Annotated in this window: 24 protein-coding genes and 1 pseudogene; 12 read left to right on the top strand and 13 right to left on the bottom strand. The window is 68.7% G+C overall.

Translation table 11 applies throughout. The features are described 5' to 3' along the window. Positions 1-21: 21 nt before the first annotated feature. Positions 22-930, top strand: coding sequence for an SDR family oxidoreductase (locus DMH01_RS04695; RefSeq protein WP_125673854.1), 909 nt, complete (start codon positions 22-24; stop codon positions 928-930). On the opposite strand, the gene DMH01_RS04690 is transcribed toward DMH01_RS04695, so the two are convergent. Both DMH01_RS04690 and DMH01_RS04685 read right to left on the bottom strand, forming a co-directional pair. Then, positions 921-2,444, bottom strand: a complete 1,524-nt coding sequence (locus tag DMH01_RS04690; protein ID WP_125673853.1) for a PH domain-containing protein — start codon at positions 2,442-2,444, stop codon at positions 921-923. The genes DMH01_RS04695 and DMH01_RS04690 overlap by 10 nt on opposite strands. Then, entirely contained in the window at positions 2,441-2,980 is a 540-nt protein-coding gene (locus DMH01_RS04685) for a PH domain-containing protein (RefSeq protein ID WP_199745362.1), read from the bottom strand. The genes DMH01_RS04690 and DMH01_RS04685 overlap by 4 nt, the downstream gene beginning before the upstream one ends. A gap of 105 nt (positions 2,981-3,085) precedes the next feature. On the opposite strand from DMH01_RS04685, the gene DMH01_RS04680 reads away from it, so the two are divergent. Next, on the top strand, positions 3,086-4,006 hold the full coding sequence (locus DMH01_RS04680; RefSeq protein ID WP_125673851.1) for a proteasome assembly chaperone family protein: 921 nt from the start codon (positions 3,086-3,088) through the stop codon (positions 4,004-4,006). Positions 4,007-4,184: 178 nt separating this feature from the next. On the opposite strand, the pseudogene DMH01_RS43160 reads toward DMH01_RS04680, so the two are convergent. Further along, positions 4,185-4,325, bottom strand: a pseudogene (locus DMH01_RS43160) (NmrA family transcriptional regulator); the annotation flags it as partial. Between the two features lie 141 nt (positions 4,326-4,466). Between DMH01_RS43160 and DMH01_RS04670 the strand changes: the two are divergent. Beyond that, positions 4,467-5,291: a class I SAM-dependent methyltransferase gene (locus DMH01_RS04670; RefSeq protein WP_233621400.1), complete on the top strand. Its 825-nt coding sequence runs from the start codon at positions 4,467-4,469 to the stop codon at positions 5,289-5,291. Positions 5,292-5,560: 269 nt separating this feature from the next. Here the strand turns inward: DMH01_RS04670 and DMH01_RS04665 are convergent, their stop codons facing one another. Beyond that, positions 5,561-5,887 (bottom strand): YciI family protein, encoded by a 327-nt coding sequence (locus DMH01_RS04665; RefSeq protein ID WP_125673850.1) that lies wholly within the window; start codon positions 5,885-5,887, stop codon positions 5,561-5,563. Positions 5,888-5,895: 8 nt separating this feature from the next. Then, entirely contained in the window at positions 5,896-6,330 is a 435-nt protein-coding gene (locus DMH01_RS04660) for a MarR family transcriptional regulator (protein ID WP_125674331.1), read from the bottom strand. A 110-nt stretch (positions 6,331-6,440) separates the two neighbouring features. Between DMH01_RS04660 and DMH01_RS04655 the strand changes: the two genes are divergently transcribed. Then, on the top strand, positions 6,441-7,106 hold the full coding sequence (locus tag DMH01_RS04655) for a nitroreductase/quinone reductase family protein (RefSeq protein ID WP_125674329.1): 666 nt from the start codon (positions 6,441-6,443) through the stop codon (positions 7,104-7,106). Between the two features lie 134 nt (positions 7,107-7,240). Next, positions 7,241-8,098 (top strand): DUF11 domain-containing protein, encoded by an 858-nt coding sequence (locus DMH01_RS04650; protein ID WP_125673849.1) that lies wholly within the window; start codon positions 7,241-7,243, stop codon positions 8,096-8,098. Between the two features lie 234 nt (positions 8,099-8,332). On the opposite strand, the gene DMH01_RS04645 is transcribed toward DMH01_RS04650, so the two are convergent. The 8 genes from DMH01_RS04645 to DMH01_RS04610 all read right to left on the bottom strand — a co-directional run bounded on the left by DMH01_RS04645 (position 8,333) and on the right by DMH01_RS04610 (position 17,922). After that, positions 8,333-9,559, bottom strand: coding sequence for an RNA polymerase sigma factor (locus DMH01_RS04645; RefSeq protein WP_125673848.1), 1,227 nt, complete (start codon positions 9,557-9,559; stop codon positions 8,333-8,335). Beyond that, complete coding sequence (locus DMH01_RS04640; RefSeq protein WP_233621430.1) at positions 9,560-9,955, bottom strand: YciI family protein; 396 nt, start codon at positions 9,953-9,955, stop codon at positions 9,560-9,562. It abuts the gene before it with no gap. Between the two features lie 105 nt (positions 9,956-10,060). Beyond that, positions 10,061-11,053 carry an isopenicillin N synthase family oxygenase gene (locus DMH01_RS04635; protein ID WP_125673846.1) on the bottom strand — a complete coding sequence of 331 codons (993 nt, stop codon included), beginning with the start codon at positions 11,051-11,053 and terminating at the stop codon, positions 10,061-10,063. 31 nt (positions 11,054-11,084) lie between these two features. Continuing rightward, the gene (locus DMH01_RS04630) at positions 11,085-12,686 is read right to left on the bottom strand and encodes a DHA2 family efflux MFS transporter permease subunit (protein WP_125673845.1); all 1,602 of its coding nucleotides are present in this window, start codon (positions 12,684-12,686) and stop codon (positions 11,085-11,087) included. 72 nt (positions 12,687-12,758) lie between these two features. After that, positions 12,759-14,105 (bottom strand): UDP-glucose/GDP-mannose dehydrogenase family protein, encoded by a 1,347-nt coding sequence (locus tag DMH01_RS04625; protein WP_233621399.1) that lies wholly within the window; start codon positions 14,103-14,105, stop codon positions 12,759-12,761. 109 nt (positions 14,106-14,214) lie between these two features. Next, a complete protein-coding gene (locus DMH01_RS04620) occupies positions 14,215-15,405 on the bottom strand; it encodes a hypothetical protein (protein ID WP_125673843.1) in 1,191 nt (396 codons plus the stop codon). Continuing rightward, the gene (locus DMH01_RS04615) at positions 15,402-16,502 is read right to left on the bottom strand and encodes a Gfo/Idh/MocA family oxidoreductase (protein WP_125673842.1); all 1,101 of its coding nucleotides are present in this window, start codon (positions 16,500-16,502) and stop codon (positions 15,402-15,404) included. Before DMH01_RS04615 ends, DMH01_RS04620 begins: the two co-directional genes overlap by 4 nt. After that, positions 16,480-17,922, bottom strand: a complete 1,443-nt coding sequence (locus tag DMH01_RS04610; RefSeq protein WP_125673841.1) for an FAD-dependent oxidoreductase — start codon at positions 17,920-17,922, stop codon at positions 16,480-16,482. Before DMH01_RS04610 ends, DMH01_RS04615 begins: the two co-directional genes overlap by 23 nt. Positions 17,923-18,476: 554 nt before the next feature. Here DMH01_RS04610 and DMH01_RS04605 point away from each other — a divergent pair. The 7 genes from DMH01_RS04605 (at position 18,477) to DMH01_RS04575 (ending at position 25,658) form a co-directional block, all read left to right on the top strand. Further along, positions 18,477-19,484: an XRE family transcriptional regulator gene (locus tag DMH01_RS04605; RefSeq protein ID WP_125673840.1), complete on the top strand. Its 1,008-nt coding sequence runs from the start codon at positions 18,477-18,479 to the stop codon at positions 19,482-19,484. A gap of 351 nt (positions 19,485-19,835) precedes the next feature. Continuing rightward, positions 19,836-20,576, top strand: a complete 741-nt coding sequence (locus DMH01_RS04600) for a bifunctional 2-polyprenyl-6-hydroxyphenol methylase/3-demethylubiquinol 3-O-methyltransferase UbiG (protein ID WP_125673839.1) — start codon at positions 19,836-19,838, stop codon at positions 20,574-20,576. Beyond that, positions 20,557-21,651, top strand: coding sequence for an iron ABC transporter permease (locus DMH01_RS04595; RefSeq protein ID WP_125673838.1), 1,095 nt, complete (start codon positions 20,557-20,559; stop codon positions 21,649-21,651). Before DMH01_RS04600 ends, DMH01_RS04595 begins: the two co-directional genes overlap by 20 nt. After that, the gene (locus tag DMH01_RS04590; protein WP_125673837.1) at positions 21,651-22,439 is read left to right on the top strand and encodes an ABC transporter ATP-binding protein; all 789 of its coding nucleotides are present in this window, start codon (positions 21,651-21,653) and stop codon (positions 22,437-22,439) included. The genes DMH01_RS04595 and DMH01_RS04590 overlap by 1 nt, the downstream gene beginning before the upstream one ends. Further along, positions 22,436-23,419 carry an ABC transporter substrate-binding protein gene (locus tag DMH01_RS04585; RefSeq protein ID WP_125673836.1) on the top strand — a complete coding sequence of 328 codons (984 nt, stop codon included), beginning with the start codon at positions 22,436-22,438 and terminating at the stop codon, positions 23,417-23,419. The genes DMH01_RS04590 and DMH01_RS04585 overlap by 4 nt, the downstream gene beginning before the upstream one ends. Continuing rightward, the gene (locus DMH01_RS04580) at positions 23,416-24,471 is read left to right on the top strand and encodes a cysteine synthase family protein (RefSeq protein ID WP_125673835.1); all 1,056 of its coding nucleotides are present in this window, start codon (positions 23,416-23,418) and stop codon (positions 24,469-24,471) included. Before DMH01_RS04585 ends, DMH01_RS04580 begins: the two co-directional genes overlap by 4 nt. Further along, entirely contained in the window at positions 24,468-25,658 is a 1,191-nt protein-coding gene (locus tag DMH01_RS04575) for an ATP-grasp domain-containing protein (RefSeq protein WP_125673834.1), read from the top strand. Before DMH01_RS04580 ends, DMH01_RS04575 begins: the two co-directional genes overlap by 4 nt. Positions 25,659-25,708: the final 50 nt, after the last annotated feature.

The raw sequence follows: 25,708 nt of genomic DNA, 5'->3' as shown, positions 1-25,708 counted from the left end.
ACTTCTTGCTAGGTTCGGTCCATGGAAAAGCCATTGGCCGGCAAGATCGCGTTGGTCGCCGGAGCGACTCGCGGGGCAGGGCGGGGAATAGCGGTCCAGCTGGGCGCCGCCGGCGCGACCGTTTACGTGACCGGTCGCAGTACCGGTTCCCGGCGATCGGAAATGAATCGCCCGGAGACGATCGAGGAGACGGCGGCGCTCGTCGACGAAGCGGGTGGGCACGGGATCGCGATCGGTGTGGACCATTTGGCGGCGGACCGGGTCCGCGAACTGGTGGAGCGGATCGACGCCGAGCAGGGTGCGCTGGACGTGCTCGTCAACGACATCTACGGCGCGCCCATCGAATGGGGGAAGACGGTCTGGGAGTCCACTTTGGACGTCGGCCTGCGGACGCTGCGGCTCGCCGTCGACACCCACGCCATCACCAGTCATTTCGCGCTCCCGCTCATGATCAGGAGGCCCGGCGCGCTGGTCGTCGAGGTCAACGACGGCACCGCCGAATACAACGCGGAGAACTACCGGGTTTCGTTCTTCTACGATCTGGCCAAGACCGCGGTGAACCGGATGGCGTTCGCGCTCGGGCACGAATTGGCACCGCATGGCGGTACCGCGGTGTCCGTCACGCCGGGCTGGTTGCGTTCCGAAGCGATGCTCGACGCTTATCGGGTGACCGAAGAGAATTGGCGGGACGCGACGGAGGTACAGCCGCATTTCGCCATTTCTGAAAGCCCGGCGTTCGTCGGCAGGGCGGTCGCGGCGCTGGCCTGCGACGCGGAAGTCGCCCGTTGGAACGGGAAATCGGTGTCCAGTGGCGAATTGGCGAAGGAATACGGATTCACCGACCTCGACGGCAGCCGTCCCGATTGCTGGCGCTATCTCGTCGAGGTCCAGGACCCCGGCCTGCCCGCGGACGTCACCGGCTATCGCTGAACCTCCCGGCGCAGGAAGGGCGTGAGCAGACCGGGCGCCGCCTGCTCCGCCATCGCGAGCCCGGCCGATTCGCCGACGTCGACCACCTGATAGCCGCCCTTGCCCGCCGCGATCGGGGCCGTCACGGTGATCAGTCCGGCGCGGCGCTGGAAGAACGATCGGCTGACGACGACACCGGTGAGCCCCTCGCGCCGGATCGCCACCGTCGCCCGCGCCAGCGAACCCGACCGGCTGACCAGATATCGCCCGACGATCGCGTGGCCGAGATTGCGATAGCGGTCCCAGCCCACCAGCGCGGCGAGCGGGACCAGGCCGAGCGCGACCTGCCACATCCACGACGGCAGGAAATCGATCCACGCCGAGCCGAACAGGGCGGCGGCCAGGATCAGCACGCCGCCGACCGCGCGGGTCAGCCGCCTGGTCAGCGCCCGCCGGGGATGCCGGTTCAGCGGGACGGTGGCCGGGTCGAAATTCTCCCGCAGCACCTCGGCAGCGACCTCGTGGACCCGGTCGACGGGCGCGGGCGGCAGCAGGAGCCCGCCGCCCTTGTCCCCGCCCTTGCCCTCCCGCAGCCCGCCGACGATCGCGGTGAGCCGCGCCCCGCCCGCGATCCGCAGCGGCAGCGGCTCTTTCACTTCGACGCCGCGAAGCCGTTCTTCTTCGATGGACACCGAACGCGTGGTGATCAGCCCGCGCCGGACGTGCAGGGTGCCCTCCGTCTCCCGGGTGAGCTTGAAGTTCCAGAACGACAGGACGTAGCCGCCGACGGAAAGCAGGGAGACGACCACGAGCAGGACGACCGCCGCGACGACCACGATCAGCCACACCGCCGTGTTCGCCAGATCGTCCATGAGATCCCGCAGCGGGCCGACGTTCTCCGGCGCGATGTCCAGCTGGTGCGCGAAATGCCAGACCGCGGCGAAGATCGCGCCCACCACGGCGAGCCCGGACAGCGTGAACGGCGCGTACCGCACCCATTTGCGGTCGACCACCGCCACGACCTGCTCCGGTGGCGGCGCCGCCTCGGTTTCGCTGGGAATCTCCTTGCGGTGCAAGAGAACCGTGCGCAGGCGGTGGGCCTCGGTCTTGCTGACGGCGTCGAGCACCAGCTGATCGCCGTTCGCGCCCTGGGCGGGTGAATGCCGTCCGGTGCCGATGCGCACGGCGCTGAGGGAGAACAAGCGGTGCTTGGGTTCCGAGGTGACGTCGACCGTGCGCACCCGGTCCAGCGGGATCGCGCGATGCTTGCGCAGCAACAGGCCCGTGGTCCATTCCACCTGGCCGTCCGCGATGCGGTACCGGGAAGTGAGCACGTGCGAGACACCGACGAACACGGTCAGCGCGGTGACGCCGAGCCCGAACCACTCCCAGCCGTTGCCCCGGCCGAGGATCACCGTCCCGATCAGCACCGGGAGTGATTTGACGACGTCGAGCACCGGCCGGATCAGCAGCATCCGGCGGTCGAGCCGGCGCCACTGGCCGACGGCGGCGCCCGGTGGTGCCTCGGTGCTCATGTCGCGTCACCCGGCGTGGCCTGCGTGGTCTTCGTGAGTTCCGCGGCCAGCTTCAGCGCTTCGGCGTGGTCGAGACCGGCGATCTTGACCGGGCCCGCGGCCGACGCCGTCGTCACGGTGATCTTCGCCAGCCGGAACAACTGCTCGACCGGGTCGCGTTCGATGTCGACGGTCTGGATCCGCGAGATCGGCGCGATCCGCCAGTCCTGGCTGAGCCAGCCTTCCTGGGTGTACACGGCTTCGCCGGTGACCTCCCAGCGGTGGATCCGGTAGCGCCACTGCGGCATGACCAGCAGATGCAGCGGCGCGACCACGCAGGAGATCGTCAAGGTCACCGTGAGCCACGTCGGCGCGTCGTCGCTCGTGAGGACGAACACCGCTTGCGCGGCGATGAGGATCACCCAGCCGACCGCGGCCCACACCGTCCAGTAGCCGATGGCGCGCCTGCTCACCCGATTGGCGGGCGGGCGCAGGCCGAGCGTCTCTTCTGTCACCCCTCCACCCTGCACCACCTCGGTGTGGACCGCCCACGACACCTGTCACGGACCGATAGGATCCAAGCCACCGTCGGCGGAATGGATACCCCCTATCGGGGCGTTGGCACCTGTAGACGGTCGTACCCACGAAACCTGGAGGATCTGGTGGCGCTGGACCCGGAAGACCTGTACGAGGTGGACTCGGACGTCCCTGACCTCGGCGGGGCCGTGCTCCTGCACTACTTCGACGGCTTCATGGACGCGGGTTCGGCGGGCAGGCTCGTGGCCGAGCAGCTGCTGAACTCCTCCGAGCACCGGGTGATCGCGCGGTTCGACGTGGACCGCCTCATCGACTACCGCTCGCGCCGTCCGGCGATGACGTACTCGATCGACCACTGGGACGCCTACGACGCCCCCGAACTGGTCGTCCGCCTGCTGCACGACGCCGACGGAGTGCCGTTCCTGCTGCTCACCGGGCCGGAGCCGGACCACGACTGGGAGCGGTTCTGCGCGGCGGTGCGCGGGCTCGTCGAACGCTGGGACGTCCGGCTCACGACCGGTTTCCACGGCATCCCGATGGGCGCGCCGCACACCCGCCCGCTCGGCGTGACCGCGCACGCGACGCGGAACGAACTCGTCGGCGAACACCGCCCGCTGCCCAACCGGATGCAGGTGCCGGGCAGTATCGCCGGGCTCCTGGAGTTCCGGTTCGGCGAGTGGGGGCACGACGCTTCCGGATTCGCGGCGCACGTGCCGCACTACCTGGAGGAATCGACGTACCCGAGTGCCGCGCTGAACCTGCTCGGCGCCGTCGCCGCGGCGACCGGGCTGAACCTGCCGGACGGGGAACTGCGGAAGGCGTCGCACGAGGCGGAAGCGGAGATCGCCCGCCAGGTCGCCGGATCGGAGAAGGTCGCCGGCGTCGTGCGCGCGCTGGAGCAGCAGTACGACACGTTCATGGAGGCTTCCGGGAAGGAAAGCCTGCTGGCGGAGTCGGTCGAGCACATGCCGACCGCCGAGGAACTGGGCAACCAGTTCGAGCGGTTCCTGGCCGAGCAGAACGGCGGCGACGCGCCGGAGCGCTAGAAGTCCTACGTTGGTCCCAGTACATGAAGGCCCCCTTCACTGCGCTAGACGCAGTGAAGGGGGCCTTCATGTACTGGTGGGGAGGTGTGCTGGCGGCTTTCCTGGCCAAGCTGTGGTTGCCGGTGGACGTGTGGCAGGCGTGGCGATCACGGAGACTGGAGTGAGTGGTCGACCGGTCAGTGACGTTGCCCCCGGCGAGATCCGCGTGGCGGCCGGGATCCCGGACGGCGGCGGTGACCTGGTGCCCCCGGCTCACGGCTTCGGCGACGGCACGGCGTCCGCCGCGTCCACCCGCCCCGAAGATGACGATCCTGCTCATCGTGCTCCCTTTCCCGTGCCGGTACCCGAGTACCGGCGGCGATCGCGATGCTGGGAGCGGACCCCTCGGTTACCGCAACGAAACCGGGCCTCGCGCGTTCTGAACCCGTTCACCCGAAAGGTGCTGGTGTATCGTCCCGGGATGCGTCACCTGGTACCCCATTCAGCCCTGAAAACCCTGAGCCGGTCGGCTCGTGGCACGCTCGGCCGGGGCCTGCACCGGCTCGCCCGCCGATTCCATGATCCTTATACGGAGGAACTGGACCGGGTCGCCGCGGAACTGCGCGCGGAGATCGTCCGGCAGGGCGATCGCTGTTTCGATCGGATCGTCGAGTTCGAAATCCGGAGCCGTCGCGACATCATCTACGCAGGCGACCAGGACGCGGCCAGGGACAGCAATCGTTTCGCCCGTGAGCATCTGACCGGGACCAAGCACTTCGCGCGTCCGCAAGAGACTCTCGCGTACGCGCTTTCCCTTGCCCCGTCCGGGGGAATGGCCCTCGAATTCGGCGTCGCGAGCGGGAACACGCTGCGCGTGATCGCCAAGGCCCGTGGTGGTGTCGAGACCTACGGATTCGACTGGTTCCAAGGCCTGCCGGAGAACTGGCTCAACGGGATGCCCGCCGGTTCGTTCGCGCGCGACGACCTGCCCGATGTCCCCGGCGCCGAACTCGTCGTCGGTCTGTTCGCCGACACGCTTCCCGGTTTTCTCGAGCGGCACGAAGGCGTCGTCGATTTCCTGCACGTGGACGGCGATCTGTACAGCTCCGCGAAAACCGTGCTCGATCTGGTCGGCCCGCGTCTGCGGTCCGGCAGCATCGTGCATTTCGACGAGTTCTTCAATTATCCAGGCTGGCAGCGGCACGAGCACAAGGCGTGGCTGGAGTACGTCGAACGCACCGGCGTCGAATTCGAATACGTGGCCTACACCTACGCCGACAACCAGGTCACCGTCCGGATCGCCTAAAGCGGTGTCCGGTAGTCCTGTTGGCGGTCTGCGCATCCAGGTGTCGCGAAAGCCACTTTCGGGACATCAGACGTCGCGAAAGTGGCTTTCGCGACAAGCTCCGGCCGCACGGCCACCTGTGGAACGCCGCCAACGAGGTCGTGAGTGACAGCGTCCATTTTGAGTACTTTGCGCGGGGGGTCGTGAGTGGTAAGGACGGTTAGAACCGTCCTTACCACTCACGACCCCTCTCGAACACTCGGCGCAGGCGCGGACTTGCAGGACAGCGCCTAAAGCAGTTCGCGGACCTCGATCGTGCCGATCGCGGCCCAGGGATGGGTCTTCGCCGCCTCGACGGCTTGTTCGCGGCTGTCGCATTCGAGGATGTTGATGCCGCCGATCTGTTCCTTCGTCTCGGCGAACGGACCGTCCGTGAGCAGTGCCTCGCCGCCGCGGACGCGGACGGTCGTCGCCGACGCCGGCGGGTGCAGGCCCATTCCGTTGACACGCAGGCCGCGCCGCGTCATCTCTTCGCTCCAGGCGCGGCAGGGCTCGGTGATGTCCGTGGTCACCGCCGGATCGCCGTCGGTTCCGCAGAGCATGAGCAGGTAGCGCACCGCTCCTCCTAGTCGGTCAGTCCGTCTTCGTACGCGCGCAGGGTATCGATGAACATGCGCCGCTCGGCCGGGGTCAACGGCGTGAGTGCCTTCTGCCAGGCGCGGGCGCCCCGCGCGAGCCAGCCGTCGATCGCGGGCCGCATCGGCTCGGCGATGGCGACGATCCGCCGCCGCCGGTCCGCCTCGTCCTCGCGCCGGTCGAGCACGTCCTTCTTGGTCAGTTCGCCGACCATCAGGCTCACCGTGGTCGGGGCGACCTCCAGCCGTTCGGCCAGTTCGTTCACCGTCATGGGCCCGTCGAAGAGCAGGTACGACAACAGCGACAGATGACGCGGAGCCAGTGACAACGACTGGAGTTCGTCGGGGATCTTGATCCGCTTCGCGCGTCCGACCATCCGCGGCATGAGCAGCAGCAATGCCCGCACGGCGTCGTCGACTTCCATGTCCTCGGTTGACACCGGGCACCCTCCTGGATACCTTTGCAAGCAAAGAGGCTTTGCTTGCAAAGCAAAATAGCTTTCTCGATGATGCTACCTGGGGAGTGCCGGTGCTGATGACCACCGCGGACGCCGAAACGGGGCGTCCCCGCACCACTCGCGTCGACTGCCGCCCGGCCGGAAGCCGGTACCTGGTTTTCGCGCTCGACGACGATTCGCCTTGGTATCGCGACCTTCTGGTCAGTCCACAAGCGACTCTCGAGATCGACGGTGTGCCGCACGCCGCGCGTGCCGTGCTGCTCGAAGGCGGGGAGCGGGGCTTCACGCTGCACCTGCTGGAGGTCGATGCCGCCCGCGGCCGGGCGATCGCCGATCAACTGCTCGTCCACCACGCGGAGCTCCGCAAGACACTGGCGGCCGCGCGGGCCGAACTCGACGGCGCGCCGGTCGCGGACCGGCCTGATCTGCGGCGCGAACTACTCGGCCATTGCGTGACTTTCTGCAACGACCTGAGCATGCATCATCTCCGGGAGGACGGCGCGTTCACCGCGATCGAGAAGGCCCATCCCGGGCTCGCGCCGGCGCTGAAGCGGCTGCGTCAGGAGCACGAGACCGTGTCCCGCGCACTGCGCGATCTCGATCGGCTGCTGCGAGGCGAGGGCACGATCGAACGCGCGGCGCTGCGCGAGGAATTCGAGCGCGTGGTGAACGGACTCGAAGAGCATTTCGCCTACGAGGAGGCGAATCTGCTTCCCGCGCTCCGCGGCGACGGCGCGAGCTGACGGATGGGTTGCTCCGAGCGGGTGAGAGCGGCGGGTTCGCCGGGGGAACACCGGTAACGAATGCCCGTCACCCGGCGACTGATCGTTGTCCGCACCGATCGGCGCGACGCCCCCGACGGGAATTGTGAGAACCGATGAAGCTCCGAAGAGCCACACTTCTGTCGCTTGTGGTCGCGACCGCCACGATCACCCTCGTGTCGCCGTCCCCCGCCTTCGCCGAGACTCCCACCAGTTCGGTGGTGGTCGCCCCGACCACTGTCCAGCGTGGACAGACGTTCACCGTCGAGCACTCGCTGTACAACGCGCTCACGGACGCGGCCATCGAGGGTGGGGCGGCGACGCTCTACACCGCCGAGACGCCGCTCACGGGGATCGCCGAGGTCGTCTCGTGCCCGGGCGCGCTCACCTGTGGCTCGCATGTCGTGAGCATTCGCGGCGGGGTCGGGGACGTGGCCCCCGGCGACAGCCGCAAGGTGACGTTCACCCTGCGGATCAAGGACGACGCCCCGCTCGGCCCGGTGACCCTGCGGCACCAGTTCCTCGGTGAGAACTACAGTTTCGAGACGTTCGACGGTCCCGTCCTGACCATCACCGGCGGCACGATCGCCGCCGACCTCGGGGTCACGCTGACCGCGTCCCCGCGTGGGCTCCTGACGTCGTCGATCGACTACACGGTCAAGGTCACGAACGCGGGCCCGGCCGCGGCGTCCGGGATCCGGGTGGCGTCGACCCTCGCCAACGGGCTGCGCTTCACCGGCTCGTCGGCCTGCTCGAACCCGAGCGGCACCAAGGTCGTCAACTGCGACTTCTCATCGCTCGCGTCCGGAGCCAGTGCCACGGCCAAGTTCTCGGTCGCGACCGGGCTGCTGACCGTCGGACCGGTCAAGACGACCGCGAAGATCACGCAGAGTTCCGTCGCCGATCCGAACCCCGCCAACGACACCGCGTCGTCGACCTGCACGGCGATCACCGGGCTCCTCGTCAGTTGCTGACACTTCGGTAGCGGTGGGTCGTGAGTGATTTGGGTCGTTAGAACGACACTTGCCACTCACGACCCGCGCAGGCGTTCGGCCCGGGCGTGGAGATAGCGCTGGTGCTGGTCGTGGTGTTTCGGGTTCTGTTGTGAAGGGCGCTTTCGCTGCATTGGATGCGGGGAAGGTTCCCCTCGCCAAGGCGCGGCGGGTTCGCGCTGGGTGCGTGAGTGTTTCGGGTCGGTAGAACGACACTCACGACCCCCGCAGGCGTTCGGCCCGGGCGTGGAGATAGCGCTGGTGCGGCAGGCCGGTGGCCAGCCGCGCGGCGTCCACATAGGACTCGACTGCTTCGGCGATGTCTCCGGCCATCTCCAGCAGATGCGCGCGGGCGGCGTGGAACCGGTGGTCGCCGGAGATCCGGTCACCGAGTTCTTCCAGCGCCGCCAAGCCTTCTCGCGGCCCTCGGGCCATTCCGACGGCGACGGCGTGGTTCAGCGCCACCACCGGATTGTCGGAGAGCCGCAACAGAAGTTCGTACAGCGCTTCGATCTGCGGCCAGTCGGTCTCCTCGGCGCTCGGCGCCTCGTCGTGCAGCGCGGCGATGGCCGCCTGGATCTGGAACTGCCCGGTCGGCCCGTGGGGCAGCGCTTCGGACAGCAGCGCGATGCCCTCGGTGACGTACTCGGTGTTCCACCGGCCCCGGTCCTGTTCGGACATCGGGATCGGCGCGCCGTCCGGCCCCGTCCTCGCCGGACGGCGCGCGTCGGTGAGCAGCATGAGTGCGAGCAGGCCGGTGACCTCGCTGTCGTCCGGCCGCAGCCGGTGGACGATCCTGGTCAGCCGGATGGCTTCGGCGGAAAGGTCGCTCCGCACCAGATCGGGGCCGGACGTGCTGGCGTATCCCTCGGTGAAGATCAGGTACAGCACGTGGAGCACCGCGTCGAGCCGTCCCGGTTCCGGCGGCATGCCGAACGGGACGCCACTGGCCTTGATACCGGCCTTCGCGCGGCTGATCCGCCGGGTCATCGTCGCTTCGGGCACCAGGAACGCGCGGGCGATCTCCGCCGTGGTGAGGCCGCCGACCGCGCGCAGGGTCAGCGCGATCTGCGACGCGGGCGACAGGGACGGGTGGCAGCACAGGAAGAGCAGGACGAGCGTGTCGTCGGAGTCGGCGGCACGCCGGTCGGCGGCGGGGGCGAGGTGCTCCTCCGGCAAGGTCCGGTGGACGACGGTGTCCTCGCGACGGCGCCGCGCCTGCTCGGCACGGAGGAGGTCGGTCAGCCGCCGTGAGGCGACCGTGATGAGCCACGCGCGCGGATTCTCGGGCCGCCCTTCGGCGGGCCATTGCGTCGCGGCCGCGAGCAGCGCCTCCTGCGTCGCGTCCTCCGCCAGGTCGAAGTGACCGTAGCGGCGGACGACAGCGCCGAGGACCTGCGGCGAAAGCTCGCGCAGCAGCTCCTCGACGCCGCTGTCCGGCACCTAGAGCTCCAGTTCTTCGAAGCTGTCGGCGCACGGCCGGATGTCGACGTACCAGTCGCGGCCGAGGTCGCTGCCTTCCGGATGCGGGGTGGCCGCGAGCCGGGCCGCGATCTCGGTCGCGCGGTCGTAGCTCACGCAGTCGACGGTCGTGTACCCGACCAGGACCTCCTGCGTCTCGGCGTACGGTCCGTCCGTCACCACGGGCGCGCCGTCCCGCAGGGAGATGCGGCGGGCGTGCGCCGGCTGGGAGAGGCCCTGCGCGTCGACGAACTCGCCGGACTCGACCAGATCGTTGTTCCACTTGGTCATGAACTCGTGCAGGGCCTTGACCTCGTCGGCGCTCCAGGCGCCGGCGATGTCGACGAGGTCCTTCTGCGACCCGAACATCATGATCATGTACTTCACGGTTTTCTCCTCTCGGCGGGCACCGCTCCGGTGCCTTCTGCCGGGGACGTCGGAGCCGCCGGACCGGACCGGACATGGTCCGCCGGGAATTCTTCCTCAGCCGCGGTCGGCCGCGGTGTTCATCGCGTCGGCGGGTTCCAGGGTGCGCCCGCCGGTGATCTTGGCGTAGAGGTGCTCGCCGCCGAGTACCGGCGGATACTTCGGCGGGTTCTCGGCGGAATGGCAGGTCGGAAGGCATTCGAACCGCGCGTCGTGGTCGCCGTCGAAGAAGAACGCCACGCTTCGCCGCCGTGACGGCCCCGGCCCGGACGGCGGCACGACCCGGTGCAGGGTGGAGCGCCAGCGGTCGTTGGTCCACTGCGCGGTGAGGTCGCCGAGGTTCACCACCAGCGCGTCTTCGGCGGGAACGACGTCGTGCCAGGCACCGTCGGGGCCGTGGATCTGCAGGCCGGGGACGGGATCGGCGTAGAGGACGGTGACGATGCCGTAATCGGTGTGGGCGCCGAGCCGCATCTGGCCCGGCAAGGGTTCGGGCGCTCCGGCTCGGCGCTCGAAGTGGTTCACCCGCAAGGTGCGTGTCGGGTGCTGGGTGTACGCGCCGAGGTAGCCGTCGGGCAGCCCGAGCGCCTTCTCGAAGATCTCCAGCAGCACTCGGGCGACCCGGTGCGCTTCGTCGGCGTACGCGGTGAGCGCGGGACGCAGGTTCTCCGGCAGCTCGGGCCAGATGTTGGGGACGAAGAAGCCATAGGGGTCTTCGCCGTCGATGTGCTCCGCGCCGATGACGAACGATTCCGACAGATCGGGCGGCGTCGTCTCGCCGAGGCTGTACGCCAGCCCTTCGGTGCCTTCGGCCGCATACCCACGGTCCGAAGCGCGGTCGGCCGGCGCTGATCGGAGCTTCTCCTCGACAGGGAGCGCGAAGAAGGCAGCGGTCGCTTCGCACATGTCGTCGATCGTCGTCCGCGGGATGCCGTGCCCGACGACCTGCAGGAATCCGACGCGCTTCAACGCTTCGTCGACGGCGTGCGCGAGCTGTGTGCGGTCGCCGTCGTGCCAGGCGCTCAGGTCGACCGTCGGTACGAGTGTCATGGAGCGACGGTAGCCAGGTCCGCGCCGGTGATCACCGGGTCGCGGCCATCCGATCGGGCGATCTGTCCTGCCCGATCGACCCGGTCCGGGTGCCACGCATGCTCACCGAGCACAGCAGGCCGAGGATCAGCACGCCGACGGGAAGCAGGAAAGCGGCCTTGACCGCGTCCGTGAGCGCGGCGCCGGTGATCTGCGCGGCCAGTTCCCGTGCCTGGGCAGCGATCTCGGACGGCAGATTCGCGGGGACCTGGGGAGTGCCGCCGAACTCGCTGGCGGCGACCTCCGCCCCCGCCTCCCCGGTGAAACCGTCGACGAAGCGCTGCCGGAACTCGGCGGGCAACGCCGCCGCCGCTTCGTTCGCCCGTTCCGTCATCGAGGCCCCGGCCCGTGCCTGCACCAGGACCCCGACCGCCGCGCCGCCGAGCACCCCGCCGACCTGGCGCGCGGTGTTGAAGATGCCCGACGCGCTGCCGACCAGCGAACGCTCGACGGAGTTGAGGGTCACGTTGTTCATCGGGGAGAAGGTGAACCCGACCCCGAGACCGCAGAGCAGCAGCCCGGGGAGCAGGGCCTGCGGCGAACTCGCCGGGATGATCACCAGCGAGACGAGGCACAGGCCGCCGCTCAGGGAGAGCATCCCGAACGCCAGCAGGTACTTGGGATTCACCCGGTCCGAAAGCCTGCCCGCGAACGGCGCGACGCCGCCGGACACCAGGGCGAGCGGCGCGATGAGCAGCCCGGCGTCGGCAGGGGACAGGCCGAGGACCGACTGGACGTAGATGACGAACAGCAGCAGCATGCTGGTCATGGTGAAACCGACCATCACCGCGGACGCGGCACCGAGTGAGAAGTCGCGGTGGCGGAAGATCCGTAACGGCAGCAACGGTTCGCGGCGGTTGGCCCGTTGCCACAGGACGAAACCACCCAGCAGCAGCACCCCGGCCCCGATGACCTCGAAGGCCGTTCCCCAGCCGTAGGTCTGTCCATTTTGGATACCGAAGACGACGCAGACGAGACCCGCGCCGAAGAGCAGGATCCCGGGAACGTCGAAGCGGTGCGAATTCCCCGGCCGCCAGTCGGGGACGAGGACGACGGTGAGCACCAGCGCGATCAACCCGACCGGGACGTTCGCGAAGAAGATCCATTCCCAGCCGAGATGGTCGACGAGCACACCGCCCAGTACCGGGCCGGCGATCATGGCGAGGCCCGCGACACTGCCCCAGGCGCCCATCGCCGGGCCGCGTTCGTCCGGTGGGAACAGATGCGTGATGAAGGCCGTGGTCTGCGGGGTCATCAGCGCGGCGCCGAAACCCTGCACCGCGCGGGCGACGATCAGCGTCTCCACGTCACCGGAAAGCCCGCACCACAGCGACGCCGCGGTGAACACGAGCAGCCCCGCGACGAAGACGCGCTTCGGCCCGAACCGGTCGCCCAGCCTGCTGGCGGGCAGGATCGGGACGGCGTAGGCGAGCAGGTACACACTGGTCACCCAGATCACCGCGGTCAGCTCGGTGCCGAGTTCGCGCACCATCGACGGCACCGCGATGTTCACGATGCTGATGTCGAGCATGACCATGAAGAAACCCAGGCACAATGCGAAAAGCGCGGGCCAGGGCCGGGTCCGCTTCGCCATCCGTCCTCCTGTTCCGGCGCTGGAAGGGGTGGACGACGAGCAGCGCCGCTCGCCGTCCGCCCCCCCCGGGGGTCATCCTGCTTGCGTGACCATTTCGGCGACGTTCGCCACGGGAGCCCAGACGCTGTCCGGACGGCCGATGCCCTGATAGGAGAGCCCGGTCCGCGCCACGGTGTGCGGATCGAGCAGGTTCCGGGTGTCGATGACGGACCGGCCGTCGAGCCGGTCGGCGATCCGCCCCCAGTCGAGGGCGCGGAACTCCGGCCACTCGGTCAGCAGCACGACCGCCGCCGCCCCGTTCGCCGCGTGATAGGCGGTCCCGGCGATCCGGACGTCGTCGGTCACGCCCGGCACCGGCGCGTGGACGCTGGGGTCGTAACCGGTCAGTTCCGCGCCCTCGGCGGCCAGCAGCGCCGCGATCGCCAGCGACGGGGAATCCCGCAGATCGTCCGTCCCGGCCTTGAACGTCAAACCGAGCAGGCCGATCCGGACGCCGGCGAGGTCGCCGCCGACGGCCTTGCGCACCTTGTCGACCACGAGCTCCTGCTGCTTCACGTTGGTCTCGATCGCCGCTCGCAGCAGGGCGAAGTCGCTGCCGGCCGATTCCGCGGTGCGCAACAGCGCGAAAGTGTCCTTCGGCAGGCAGGAACCGCCCCAGCCAGGACCCGGGCGCAGGAACGACTTGCCGATCCGCTCGTCGTACCCCATCCCGGTCGTCACGTCGTCGATACTCGCGTCGAGGTACTCGCACAGTTCGGCGACGGTGTTCACAAAGGACAGACGCGTCGCGAGGTAGCAGTTGGACGCGTACTTGATCATCTCCGCGCTCGCGGAATCGGTCACCAGCACGGAGGTGTCGAGCTTGTCGTACAGCTCGGCGACCCGGCGGGCGGGGACCGGGTCACGGTCGGCCGAACCGACCACGATCCGGTCGGGGTTCAGGAAGTCGTAGACCGCGAACCCTTCGCGCAGGAACTCGGGATTGGACACGACCGCCACGTCGGGGCGATCGATCAGGTCCGCGACGCGGGCCGCCGTGCCGACCGGGACCGTCGACTTGTTCACCACGACGCAGCCGGGCGGCAGCAGATCCCGCACCTCCGCCACGACGGATTCCAAAGTGGACAGATCCGCCGCGCCGCTCGCGCCCATCGGGGTCGGCACGCAGAGGATCACGATGTCCGCCCCGGCCGCCGCCGCGCTCGCGCCGAGGACGAACCGCAGATGCCCGGACGCCAGCCCGTCCACCACGAGTTCGCAGATCCCCGGTTCCCTGATGGTCGCCTCACCGCGCCGCAGCGCGTCGACCTTCTCCTGGTCGACGTCCGCGCAGACGACGCGGTGTCCCAAGGACGAGAGGCACGCGGCCGTGGTCAGCCCGACGTAGCCCGCGCCGATGACGGCGACCTCTGCCCCCATAGTTGCACCCATTTCCCTTACCCTCCAGTTTCGATGGCGCCGGGCAGCACGGAGCCGCACTGCCCGGCGCCCTCGCGAGATACGGATTTTCAGCAGGACGAGCCGTGAATCACTTGGCGTGGGGGATGGCCCTGATCCCCTCGTACGGGGTCTCCTTGCCGAGGTAGTCCACCGTTTCGAACAGGCCGATGGCGTCCATCGGATAGCGGGCGCCCGCCTCCGCGGCGAAGACGCACGGAAGGATCTGCTTCCGCTCCGAAGCGGCGGCCTGGCCGCCCTTGCGGATGTGCTTGTGGGTGTGGATCAGGATCGGCATGTAGCCGCCGCCGAGGAACGAACCCGCCTGCAGCACCGCCCCGCCGACGCAGTCGATCACGCAGCCCTTGCCGAGGATCGCGTCGCGGCCCTGGTAGTAGTACGAAGGCGTGGCGAGCGTGCCGTGCTCCACATGGAACACCCCCGCCGACAGACCGATGATCGAGCGGCCGCAGGTGCGCAGCACCGAGCGGTAGAAGTCGACCAGGATCGGCCGCACGGTCGTGTCCGGAAGCGAGAATTCCCCGCACATCAGGGTGATGCGCACCAGTTCCGCGAGCGTGAGGCCGGAACCGTGCTCCCCGGGGAATTCCTGGTCCCACGGCACGAGGTAGTCCGACGCCGCCACCATGCTCGTCCCGACGTCTTCGAGGATCAGCCGCTCCGGCTCACCGGCCGGTTCCGACGGCAGGACACCGTTCGCGAGGATCCGCACGGCGAGCATGTGCCTGCTCTCCAGCGTTTTCGCCCTGCTGGCCGCGATCAGGAGGTTGAGCCTGCCGGTCACGGTTTCGGGGATGTCGAAGAGGTGGTCGATGCCGTCGGTGGGGACGGCGATCTTCGCCTGGAGTCCCCGGGCGGGCAGCGGTTCGTAGGAGTCGACGATCTCCTGGAGGGCGACGGCGTACTCGCCCGTTCCGGCCTGGACGAGCCTTTCCGCGGCCATGGCCCGGTAGTCGTAAGGGATCGAGGTCGACGTCGACAGCACGACGTCGGCGAGCAGGGCGCGATACCGGTCGTCGTCCAGCGACGACGCGGCCAGCTCCAAGGACAGGTAAGGGGATTCGTCACCGGGGCCGTGGATCCAGCTCGCGGTGAAGGGTGCCTCGAACCGGCACGCCTTCGCGAACAGCGCACGGGCGGCGTCGTCGTTCTTGATCTGGCCGGTGACCTCGGCCAGCGCGACCTCGCGGTCCGAGACCTCGGGCAGCATGTCCTTGGCCGGCCGCAACAGTGCCGAAAGATCCTCGATGCTTCGCGTCATGCTTCGCTCCCAATTCGTGCGAACTTCTCGTTTTCCGTTGTCTGCGGGAAGGTTCCGGTGAACATCGCCGAGCCCAGCGCGGCGAGGAACCGGTGCTCGGCGGGGCGGACCACCGTGGTGCCCTCGTCGAGGTGCTGCAAAAGGTCGAGCTGGGTCAGAAGTGCCTCCTTGAAATGGTTGACGGCGATCAGGAAATGGCGCGCCGGAACGGCGGCGTCCCGGAGGTGGACGGCGTGGATGTTCTTGTGGTCGGGCTCCGAACCGAAGAACGGTTCGAAGACCAGGGTTACGTGCTTCCCGGAGAAGAGTTCGACGTCCGCGAACCGGTACCGGAACTCGGACCCGTACGGGATCATCGATGGGGTGATGAAGTCCGCCGAAACCCTTTCCGGGAAGGCGAATCCGGCCAGCTCGGGGAAGGCGATGGCGCCGGTCGACGACGTGTAGAGCTCGACCTCCGGGATGCCGGGCGCCGTGGTCCGCACCCGCATCTCCGCCGTCACCGAAGACGGCACCGTGCGCAGATACCTCCGGTACTCCGCGGAAGGGAGGATCGCGCGCAGGATGCTCAGCATGTGGAAGCCCTCGTAACCGGCCTCGCCGTACTGGGTGTCGACGAACCTGCCGTTCGCGACGTCGAATTCCCGGTTCTTGGTGAATTCGACGGTGATCTTCCTGATCGGATCGAAGCCGGCGAGTTCCCGCACCGACGCCGCGAAGCGCTGCACGGCTTCACTGTGCGAATACACGTCGTTGACGATGATCCGGGCACGGGGGTGGCGCCGGACCGTGTGGCCGAGACCGGCGAGGTCTTCCGGGTAGCAGGCCGGTTTCTCGAGCAGGACACGGGCGTCGGGCTGCCGCCGCAGGATCTCGTCGACGACCGCGAGATGGGTCGCCGTCGGGGTGGCGACCACCCAGGCGTCGACCGCCGAGGGATCCGGCACCTGCGCCACCCGCTCCCAGTCGGCGCCGTCGCAGATGTCCACGGTGCGGATCCGGTGCCCCGCCTCTCCGTAACAGGAGGCGTACAGCGAACCGATCTTGCCGAGCCCGACGATCACGATCGTCTTCTCAGCCTGCGACGGTGCCGACACGGGCTTCCCCTCCTCGTGACCGGATGGAGTGACGGGCGGCGGAGGTGCCCGCCGCCCGGCCCAGCACGGCGCCCGCCATGAGGCCGGTGCCGCCCGGGTAGCCCTGGTCGTAAAGACCGCCGACGATCACGCCGGCCGCGTAAAGGCCGCTGATCGGCTCGCCACCGCCGCGTACCTCCGCGTCCGGGGTCACGGACAACCCGCCGTAGGTGAAGGTCAGCCCGCAGACCACAGGGACGAACAGGAACGGAGGCGTGTCGAGCCGCTTCTCCGTCTGGCCGTCGTGCAGCCGCTGGACTTCGGCGGTCAGGTTCGCCGCGTCGATACCGAGCCTCCGGGCGCCTTCCTCGAGCGAGGAGACGGACACGGACGCCGGGTCGCCGACGTAGCCCTTCGGGAGCGAGCCCGCCGAGACGACCTTGTCGTCGAAGATCTGGAAGGCGATCTTTCCGGGCTGTTCCTGGATCTTCTGGCCCAGCGTGACGTAGGTGAGGTTGCTGTAACCGCCGGACTCGTCGAAGAACCGGCGGCCTTCCCGGTTGACCACGACGCCCAGCGGAAAGGCGTAGCGGGCAAGACCATGGGACTTGTGCATCTGCCCCGGCAGCATGTGGTCGGGCAGGTTGATGCCCTGCGGCGTGGTGTGGCACTTCTCCCAGTTGCCCGCGGTGTCGGCGCCGATGTCGATGGCCGCCGTCAGCGGGGCGCCTTCGTTGAACGGAACGCCGCGCAACTTCACGTCCCGCCACTCCTCGCCGAGGTGGCGTTCACGCAGCCGGTCGTTCGCCTCGAAGCCCGCCGACGCCAGCACCAGCGCGTCGGCGAGCATCGGGAACGCGGGGCCGGAACCGTGGAGCAGATAGCGGTCGTCGGCGGTCTTTTCGAAACCGGTGACCGCGCTGCCGTAGAAGACCGTTCCACCGAGCTGTTCGAACCGGTCGAAGTTCCGGTCCTGCAGGCTCTGGCCGCCGCCGTCGAGGACGATCGGCACGTCACCGGGCAGCGGGGTCGGCCTCGGGGCCCAGCGCTGGCCGAAGTCGCGCATCCAGGTGATCGCGTCCGTCGAACGGCGGATGATCGATTCGATGAGGGCGACGTCCACCTGGTCGCCGGACACCGCCAGCCAGTCGCGGAGGTACTGCTCGTCGGTGTACCCGGTCCGGCCCGCCACTATCTCGTCGACCCGGCCTTTGTCCGCCTCCCGCAGCAGGGTGGCGATGAAGGGGCTTCCCGGCCAGGAGAAACGCATGGTCCTGGTCAGGGAACTGTTCCCGCCACGTAATTGTTTCGGTGCGGCTTCCAGGACGCTGACCGCCGTCGCACCCGCCTGTAGTGCGGCTATTCCCGCGCAGAGGCCCGCATTGCCGGCGCCGACGACGACTACCTGCCTTTCGGCGACGGCATTTTGACCGTTATCCATCAACAACGCTCCACAAATCCGATGTTCGCCATTCAGGACGACCGAGTTCGAACGAGATCGGGACGTGCCGCCGGAGGGCATGGCGAAGGGTTATGCCCTCGAACGGGTGTCGAACAGTCGATTCGCTGCGGAAAACGCAGCGTTCACTCCTCGTGTGTGCTCAGATGTGCGGCGCACGAGGGTCTTTCTTCGGAATCAGCGCATCGCCAGCCCCATGCGGGCGATGCCGGCGTCATCCGGTCTTCAGTGCAGAGATTTCAGTGGACGCCTTCCGAGATGAACCAGGAGTTTCCACCGGGTTCACCGTCGCCCTTGACGATGATCGTGCGGATGCCTCTGGTTTGCTCATTTTTCTTCGGCCCGGCTTTCCCGAGCCTCCCCAGGTTCGGTCGGTGTTCAAGCCGACTGGGGCCAGCCTGACTTCCTGACCAGCGCAGGGGCAACCTTCGGCTAGTTCGGCCTTGTTCGAAATCGTTCGAGTGGTCCGAACAGCGGTTTCCGACGCCGCTGAATGGCGGTATCGCGGCTGAGATCCGCTCAGTCAATCTAGAGCGATGATCGTTGATGAGGGGGGCGACGACGGGGAGTCGCCGACGACGGTTCACCCGCCGGACTCGACGGCTTCACCGGCTGAGTTCACAGCAGCACTGCGTGTATTGAGAACGTGGTCCGGATTGACTTATCGACAGCTGGCCGGACGGGCGAAAGAACTCGGGGGAACCCTTCCGGCGAGTACGGTCGCGACCACTCTCGGGCGCACCACACTGCCGCGCGAATCGTTCGTCGAAACGTTCACGCGCGCGTGCGGGTTGAACGACGAAGAGGTACGGCGGTGGCTCGACGCCCGGACCCGGATCGCGATGGGGGCACCGCCGCGGCCCCCCGACGAGACGAAGGGGGAAGCCGCCCCGCCGCCCGATCCGGAGCCGGAGCCGGAATCGCGACCCCGTCGGCGCTGGCGCGCGCCGATGATCGTCGCCGCGATCGTGAGCCTCGTCCTCGTCGGGACCTTGGGATATCTGACGCGGTCGTTCGGCGCGTCCTCGAAGGCCAAGGAAACCGCGGCCGTGGTGCCGGGGCTGGACGTGCGGGAAGTGGGCAGCTGGGCGCAGATCCGGCCCGCCCGGTCACCCGAGTTCTGTCTCGCGGAGGGGCGGGATCGGACCCGGCTCTACTCCGGTGCCATCGTCGCCCAGCAGATCTGCGGTGGTGACGCGGCGCCGCGCCTGTTCATCGACCCCGTCGGGGAAGAGAACGCCGTGCAGTTCCAGTGGCACCATCCGGAGACCGGCGTCGGCTGCCTCACGGTCGTGAACGAAGGGCTGGGGCACGACCTCATCGAGTCCCGCGACGAATGCGACGACGATGGTATGGACCAGTTGTTCACCATCGCCTCGGCGGATCCGGCGGAGCCGGGACGGTTCGTCATCCGGCCCGTCGGCACCAGTCAGTGTCTGGGCCTGCGCGACCTGGACACCGTCGCGGGTACGGAGGTCGTCCGGGAGCGTTGTTCCGGAGCGCCCGACCAGACTTTCCTGATCGATCTGATCCCGCCGCCGTGATCCCCGGCGCCGGGGTGGTCGTTCCGGTCAGGTGGTGAAGGCCTCCTTGCCTACCGTGAGGGTAGGGAAGGAGGCCTTCACACCTTGCCCAGTACATGAAGGCCCCCTTCCTTGCGCCTGGCGCAAGGAAGGGGGCCTTCATGTACTTCAGGCGGGCACGGGCACCGGTGACTCCTGATGTCTTCAAGGGGCCCTTGAAGACATCCAGCGTCTCAAGGGAGGCCTTCACGGAGCGGCCCCGAACACGCCATCCCGTGATCACTCCACGAGAAAGGTGGCGGATCCGGGAACCGAAGACGACCTTTCGACGACTTGTGGGGCTGAATCATGCGGCCCGGCGAGCGGAGAGAGATGCACTGGTACGAGGACGACGACCTGTGGGTCGGCTTCGCGGACGTGATGTTCCCGCCCAGCCGGGCCGAAGAGGCCGAACGCCTGACGGCCTCGTCACCGCTGCTCGAAGTCGCCGACGGCGCGAAGGTGCTCGATCTCGCGTGCGGCCCGGCGATCCACGTCGTGCCGCTGGCGAAGAAGGGCGCCGACGTGACCGGCGTCGACCTCAGCCCGGCGATGCTCGAACGCGCGCGCGAAGCCTGCGAAAACGCGGGAGTCGCAGCGAAGCTGATCCAGGCCGACATGCTCGAATACACCGAACCCGCCGCGTACGACCTGATCATCAACATGTACACGTCGTTCGGCTACTTCACCGAGCCCGGCGACAACCTCACAGTGCTGCGAAACGCCCACGCCAGTCTCGCGCCCGGCGGCAGGCTGCTGATCGACGTTCTCGGCAAGGAGGTGCTGGCCGGCTGGGTCGGCCGCCCGAAGGCGGTCGACGTCGACGGCGGGACGGTGTTCATGCGCGACACCATCCTCGACGACTGGACGCGGCTCAGGACCGAGTGGACCCTCGTCCGCGGCGGAGAGGTGAAGCAGGCGTCGATCCTGTCCTTCTTATACAGCGCCGCGGAACTGAAGGCGCTGTTCGAGACGGCGGGCTTCGCCGGCGTCGAGTGCTTCGGTGACTTCGACGGCTCGCCGTACGACAACCACGCGCGCCGCCTGATCGTGCGTGGTGAACGTGCCGGCTGAACCTCTCCGCCTCTTCGCGGAACCGGACGACGGCACCGCGCGCCCGCTCCGGCTCACGGGCCCGGTGCTCCTGCTGTCGGTCGCGCTCCTGATCTCGCTGATCGCGGGCATCGCGCTCGGCCCGTCGAACGTCGCGCTCACGGATGTCCTGCGCTACCTGGGAAAGGCGATCACCGGCGGCACCATCACCGGCGACGAGGTCACCGGGTACTCGATCGTCTGGCAGGTCCGCACGCCGCGGGTGCTGCTGGCGGCCGTGGTCGGCGCGGGGCTCGCGGTGGTCGGCGTCGCGGTACAGGCCTTGGTCCGCAACGCCCTCGCCGATCCGTTCGTGCTCGGGATCTCGTCGGGCGCCTCGGTCGGTGCCGCCGCCGTCGTGGTGTTCGGCCTGTTCGCCGGGCTCGGCGTGCTGGCGCTGTCGACGGCCGCCTTCCTCGGCGCGCTGGCCGCGACGGCGATCGTCTATCTCGCCGCCCGCAGCAAATTCGGCCTGACGCCGTTGCGGCTCGTGCTCACCGGCGTCGCGCTCACGTATGCCTTCCAGGCCGTGATGAGCGTGCTCGTCTACCTGTCGCCGAACGGCCAGGCCGCGCAGACCGTGCTGTTCTGGTTGCTCGGCAGCCTCGGCGCGGCGACGTGGGCGTCCCTGCCGCTGGCCGCGCTCGGGGTGGCCGTCGCCGTCGTGGTCCTGCTCCGGTACGGCACCGCGCTCGACGTCCTGTCCATGGGCGACGAGACCGCGATGAGCCTCGGTACCGACGCGGCCGCGTTGCGCCGCTGGCTCTTCCTGCTCACCGCGGTCGTCACCGGTCTGCTGGTGGCGGTCAGCGGTTCGATCGGGTTCGTCGGGCTGGTCCTGCCGCATGTGGTGCGGATGATCGCCGGTTCGGGGCACCGCCGGGTGCTGGCGCTCGCGCCGCTGGTGGGCGCGGTCTTCCTGGTGTGGGTCGATCTGCTCGCCCGCACGCTCGTCGCGCCCGAGGAACTGCCGATCGGCGTGATCACCGCGCTCATCGGCGTTCCGGTGTTCCTCGTCGTGATGCGGCGCCGCGGCTACGCGTTCGGAGGTCGCTGATGCTGTCACTGCGCGAACTCTCCGTCGAGGTGGCCGGGTCGACGCTGATCCGCGAGCTGTGCCTGGACGTCGGCGCGGGCGAGGTCGTCGGCCTTCTCGGCCCCAACGGCAGCGGCAAGTCGACGGCGTTGCGCTGTGTCTACCGGGCGCTGTCACCGTCCGGCGGCGCGGTCCTGCTCGACGGGACCGATCTCGCCGAGCAGGGCCTGCGCGACACCGCCCGCCGGATCGCCGCGCTCACCCAGGACAGCCGGGCGGATCTGGACTTCACCGTCGAGGAGGTCGTCGCGCTCGGGCGGTCGCCGCATCAGCGCGGCAATCTCCGGCTGTCGGCCCGCGAACGCGCGCTGTGCCGGGAAGCGTTGCGGCGGATGGACATCACCCATCTCGCCCAGCGCAGTGTGCTGACGCTTTCGGGTGGCGAACGGCAGCGGGTCCTGGTGGCGAGGGCGCTCGTGCAGGAACCGGAGGTGCTGGTCCTCGACGAGCCGACCAACCATCTCGACGTCCGCCACCAGGTGGAACTGCTGAAATTCCTGCGGGACTGCGGGCTCACCGTGCTCGTCGCGCTGCACGACCTCAACCTCGCCGCCGCCGTCTGTCACCGGATCGCGTTGCTGCGCGGCGGATCGCTGGCCGCCTGCGGAACCCCGGCCGAAGTGCTCACCCCCGGAACGGTCCGTGCCGTGTTCGGCGTCGAGGTCACCCAGGTGACCCACCCCGTGACCGGGGCGCTCCAACTGCTCTACGACCTTCCTGCCGATGAAACCGAGGGGATCCCACGATGAAGCCGTCCAGGGTGATCGCGCTCTTCGCCGCGGCACTGCTCCTGAGCGCCTGCGGTGCCCAGGTCGAGGCCGGACCGACCGCGCCGGCACAGGCCACCGTGACCAATTGCGGCGCGCAAGTCGCCTTCCCGGCACCGCAACGTCCCGTCGCCTACGACGTTTCGGGCGCCGAGAAGATGTTCGCGCTCGGGCTCGCCGGCCGGATGCGCGGCTACGTGATGAATTCGCTCGGCGACCCGTCGATCGCCGGTTCGCCGTGGAAGGACGACTACGCCAAGGTCGAGCGGCTCGGCACCTCGCGGGTCACGCGTGAGATCCTGGTCAACGCCAAGGCCGACTGGGTGATCGCGGGCTGGAACTCCGGTTTCAGCGAGGAACGCGGGATCACGCCGAAACTGCTGGAGCAGGTCGGCATCCGGAGTTACCTGCACACCGAGACCTGCTGGGAGTATCCGACCGCGAGGTCGGAAGTGACGCCGCTCGAGGCGCTCTACACCGACCTGCGCAATCTCGGCGACATCTTCGGCGTCCGCCAGCGGGCCGACGAGCTGGTCACGGAACTCAAGGGGCGCTTCGACAAGGTTCGCGCCGGAGCACCGAAGACACCGCCCGCCAAGGTGTTCGTCTACGACTCCGGCACCGACCAGCCGTTCACGTCCGGAAAACACGCCGCCCCCCAAGACATCATCGACGCGGCGGGCGGGACGAACGTCTTCCGCGATCTCCCGGACGGCTGGGGGAGCGTCGGCTGGGAAGCCGTGGTCAAGACCGAACCCGAGGTGATCGTCGTGGTGGACTACGCCGATCAGCCCGCGCAGGAAAAGATCGCGTTCATCAAATCCGCGCCGCAGCTGAAGAACACACCCGCCGTGCGGGACAACCGGTTCCACGTCATCTCGTACGGAGACCTCGTGAGCGGCCCGCGCAACGCGGCGGGCGCCGAATCGCTGGCCGCGTACCTGCGCTCGATCGGCCGGTGACCGCGATGTCCGCGCTGGTCCACGAACACGTCACCGACGCGATCAAGACGCCCGCGTTGATCCGGCTCGAACCGAACGTCGTGCTGATCCGCTTCGAGACCCTGAAGGTCTACGCGGCGCTCGGCGCGGTGCGGTCGCTGCTCGCCGACGGTACCGTCCGAAAAGGACAGACACTGATCGACAGCTCCAGCGGGATCTACGCGCTCGCGCTGGCGATGGCCTGTCATCGTTACGGCCTGCGCTGCCATATCGTCGCGTCCACCACCGTCGACCTCACCATGCGGTCGCAGCTGGAGATCCTGGGCGCGACGGTGGATCAGATGCCGCCGTCGGACGATCTCCGCCTCGACCAGCGGCGCCGCGTCGCGCGCGTGCACGAACTGCTGGAACGTCATCCGGACATGCACTGGATGCGCCAGTACCACGATCCCGTGCACTACCTGGGTTACGCCGAGGTCGCCGATCTCGTGGCCCGCGCGCTGCCGTCCGGGCCGCTCACCGTCGTCGGCAGTGTGGGCACGGGCGCGTCGACCGGCGGGATCGCGCGGTCGCTGCGCGAACGCGATCCGGACGTCCGCCTGACCGGGGTCCAGCCGTTCGGCAGTGTCACCTTCGGCAGCGAACGGTTCACCGATCCGGACGCGATCATCGCGGGGATCGGTTCCGCCATCCCGTTCGGCAACGTGGATCACGAACTGTACGACCGGATCCACTGGCTGGACTTCGTGCACGCGATGGCCGCCACCGTCGGCCTGATGCGTGAGCACGCCGTGTTCGCCGGGCTTTCCACCGGTGCGGCGTATCTCGTCGCGGGCTGGGAGGCGGCGCGAAATCCGGATCGGACCCACGTCGTGATCGGTGCCGACACAGGACACCGGTACACGTCAAGGGTTTTCGCGCGGCATCGGGAAGCCGTCGACCCGGCGGGTCTCGCGCCGCGCGAGATCGCTTCACTGGACGAACTCGCCCTGCCGTGGGCGGCGATGGACTGGAGCCGCCGCCGATTCGGGATTCCCGCACAGCCGCTGTACCGGAAGGAGCGGGTGTCATGACCGTCGTTCTGCTGGAAGCGCTCACCTTCGGCCTGGGCAGGCTCGCCGACGCGGCCGCGGAGGCCGGGCGGAAGCTGGTGCTGTTCACCGGAAATCGCGACATCTACCGCTATGAACTCGGCGCGCTCGGGCCGGGCCGGGTCGAGGTCGTCGACATCGACACCATCGACATCGCGGCCTGTGAAACCGCGTTGCGCGCCATCCCGGACCTCGCCGGGATCATCAATTCGACCGACACGTGGGCGCTGCCCGGCGCGGAACTCACCGCCCGGCTCGGCCTGCCCGGGCCGGACGCGGCCGCCGTGCGGGTGCTGCGGGACAAGGGCGCGGTGCGCGACCGGTTGTACGAACACGGGCTCACGCGCGGCAGGCCGGTGCCGGTCATGGTCGCCGAGGAGCTCGGGTTTCCGTTGGTGGTCAAGGATTCTTCGGGAACGTCGTCGCGGGGCGTGTGGCTCGTTCGCGATCAGGCCGAACTCGACCGAGCCAGGCTGGAGGCGAAGACCACGCCGCTCAAGGGGCATCTGATCGCCGAACCGTATTTCGCCGGCCCGCTCTACAGCGCGGAAACCGTCACCTGGCAAGGAAGGACCAGGCTGCTCGGGATCCTCTCCCGGCAGCTGTCGCCCGAGCCGGTGCGGCGTGAGGAGGCCGCCGCGTTTCCGGTGGCCTTCCCCGCGGCCGAGTACGCCGGGTTGGCCGATTGGATCGGCCGCGTGCTCAAGGCCGCCGGACACGAGCAGGGCTTCGCGCACACCGAATTCGTGCTCACCGCCGACGGCCCGGAGGTCGTCGAGATCAACATCCGGATCGGCGGGGCGATGCTCGGCGAGGCGTTGTGCCGGTCGTTGGGCACCAACGTCTATTCCGCGATGATCGCCATGGCGCTGGGCGAGGAACCCGCTTTGCTCAGCCAGGAAGTCGGTGGGGGGCCGGGGATCGGGTTCGTCTTGGCGTACCCGGCCGCGGAAGGCGTGCTGAAGGGCTGGTCGGGGCTCGACAGGCTGCCCGGGCTGCCCGGCTCGCCGGAGTGGTATCCGACGGCGAGCCCCGGCGACGAGATCCGGCACCTCGCGGATCAGCGGTCGTGCACCGGGATCGTCCTGGCCGAAGGGCCGACCGCGGAGCTGGCGCTGCATCGCGCACTGGCCGCGGCGGGCGGGATCACGCCGGAGATCGATTCTTGAGAGCTTTCTCAGACGGATAGCCCTACTTTCTGTTTTGGGAAGTAAGGCTA

Origin of the sequence: Amycolatopsis sp. WAC 04182, from assembly GCF_003947465.1 — a bacterium.
In the GTDB taxonomy this organism is placed as follows: domain Bacteria; phylum Actinomycetota; class Actinomycetes; order Mycobacteriales; family Pseudonocardiaceae; genus Amycolatopsis.
This window is presented reverse-complemented; position numbering and strand designations above follow the sequence as displayed.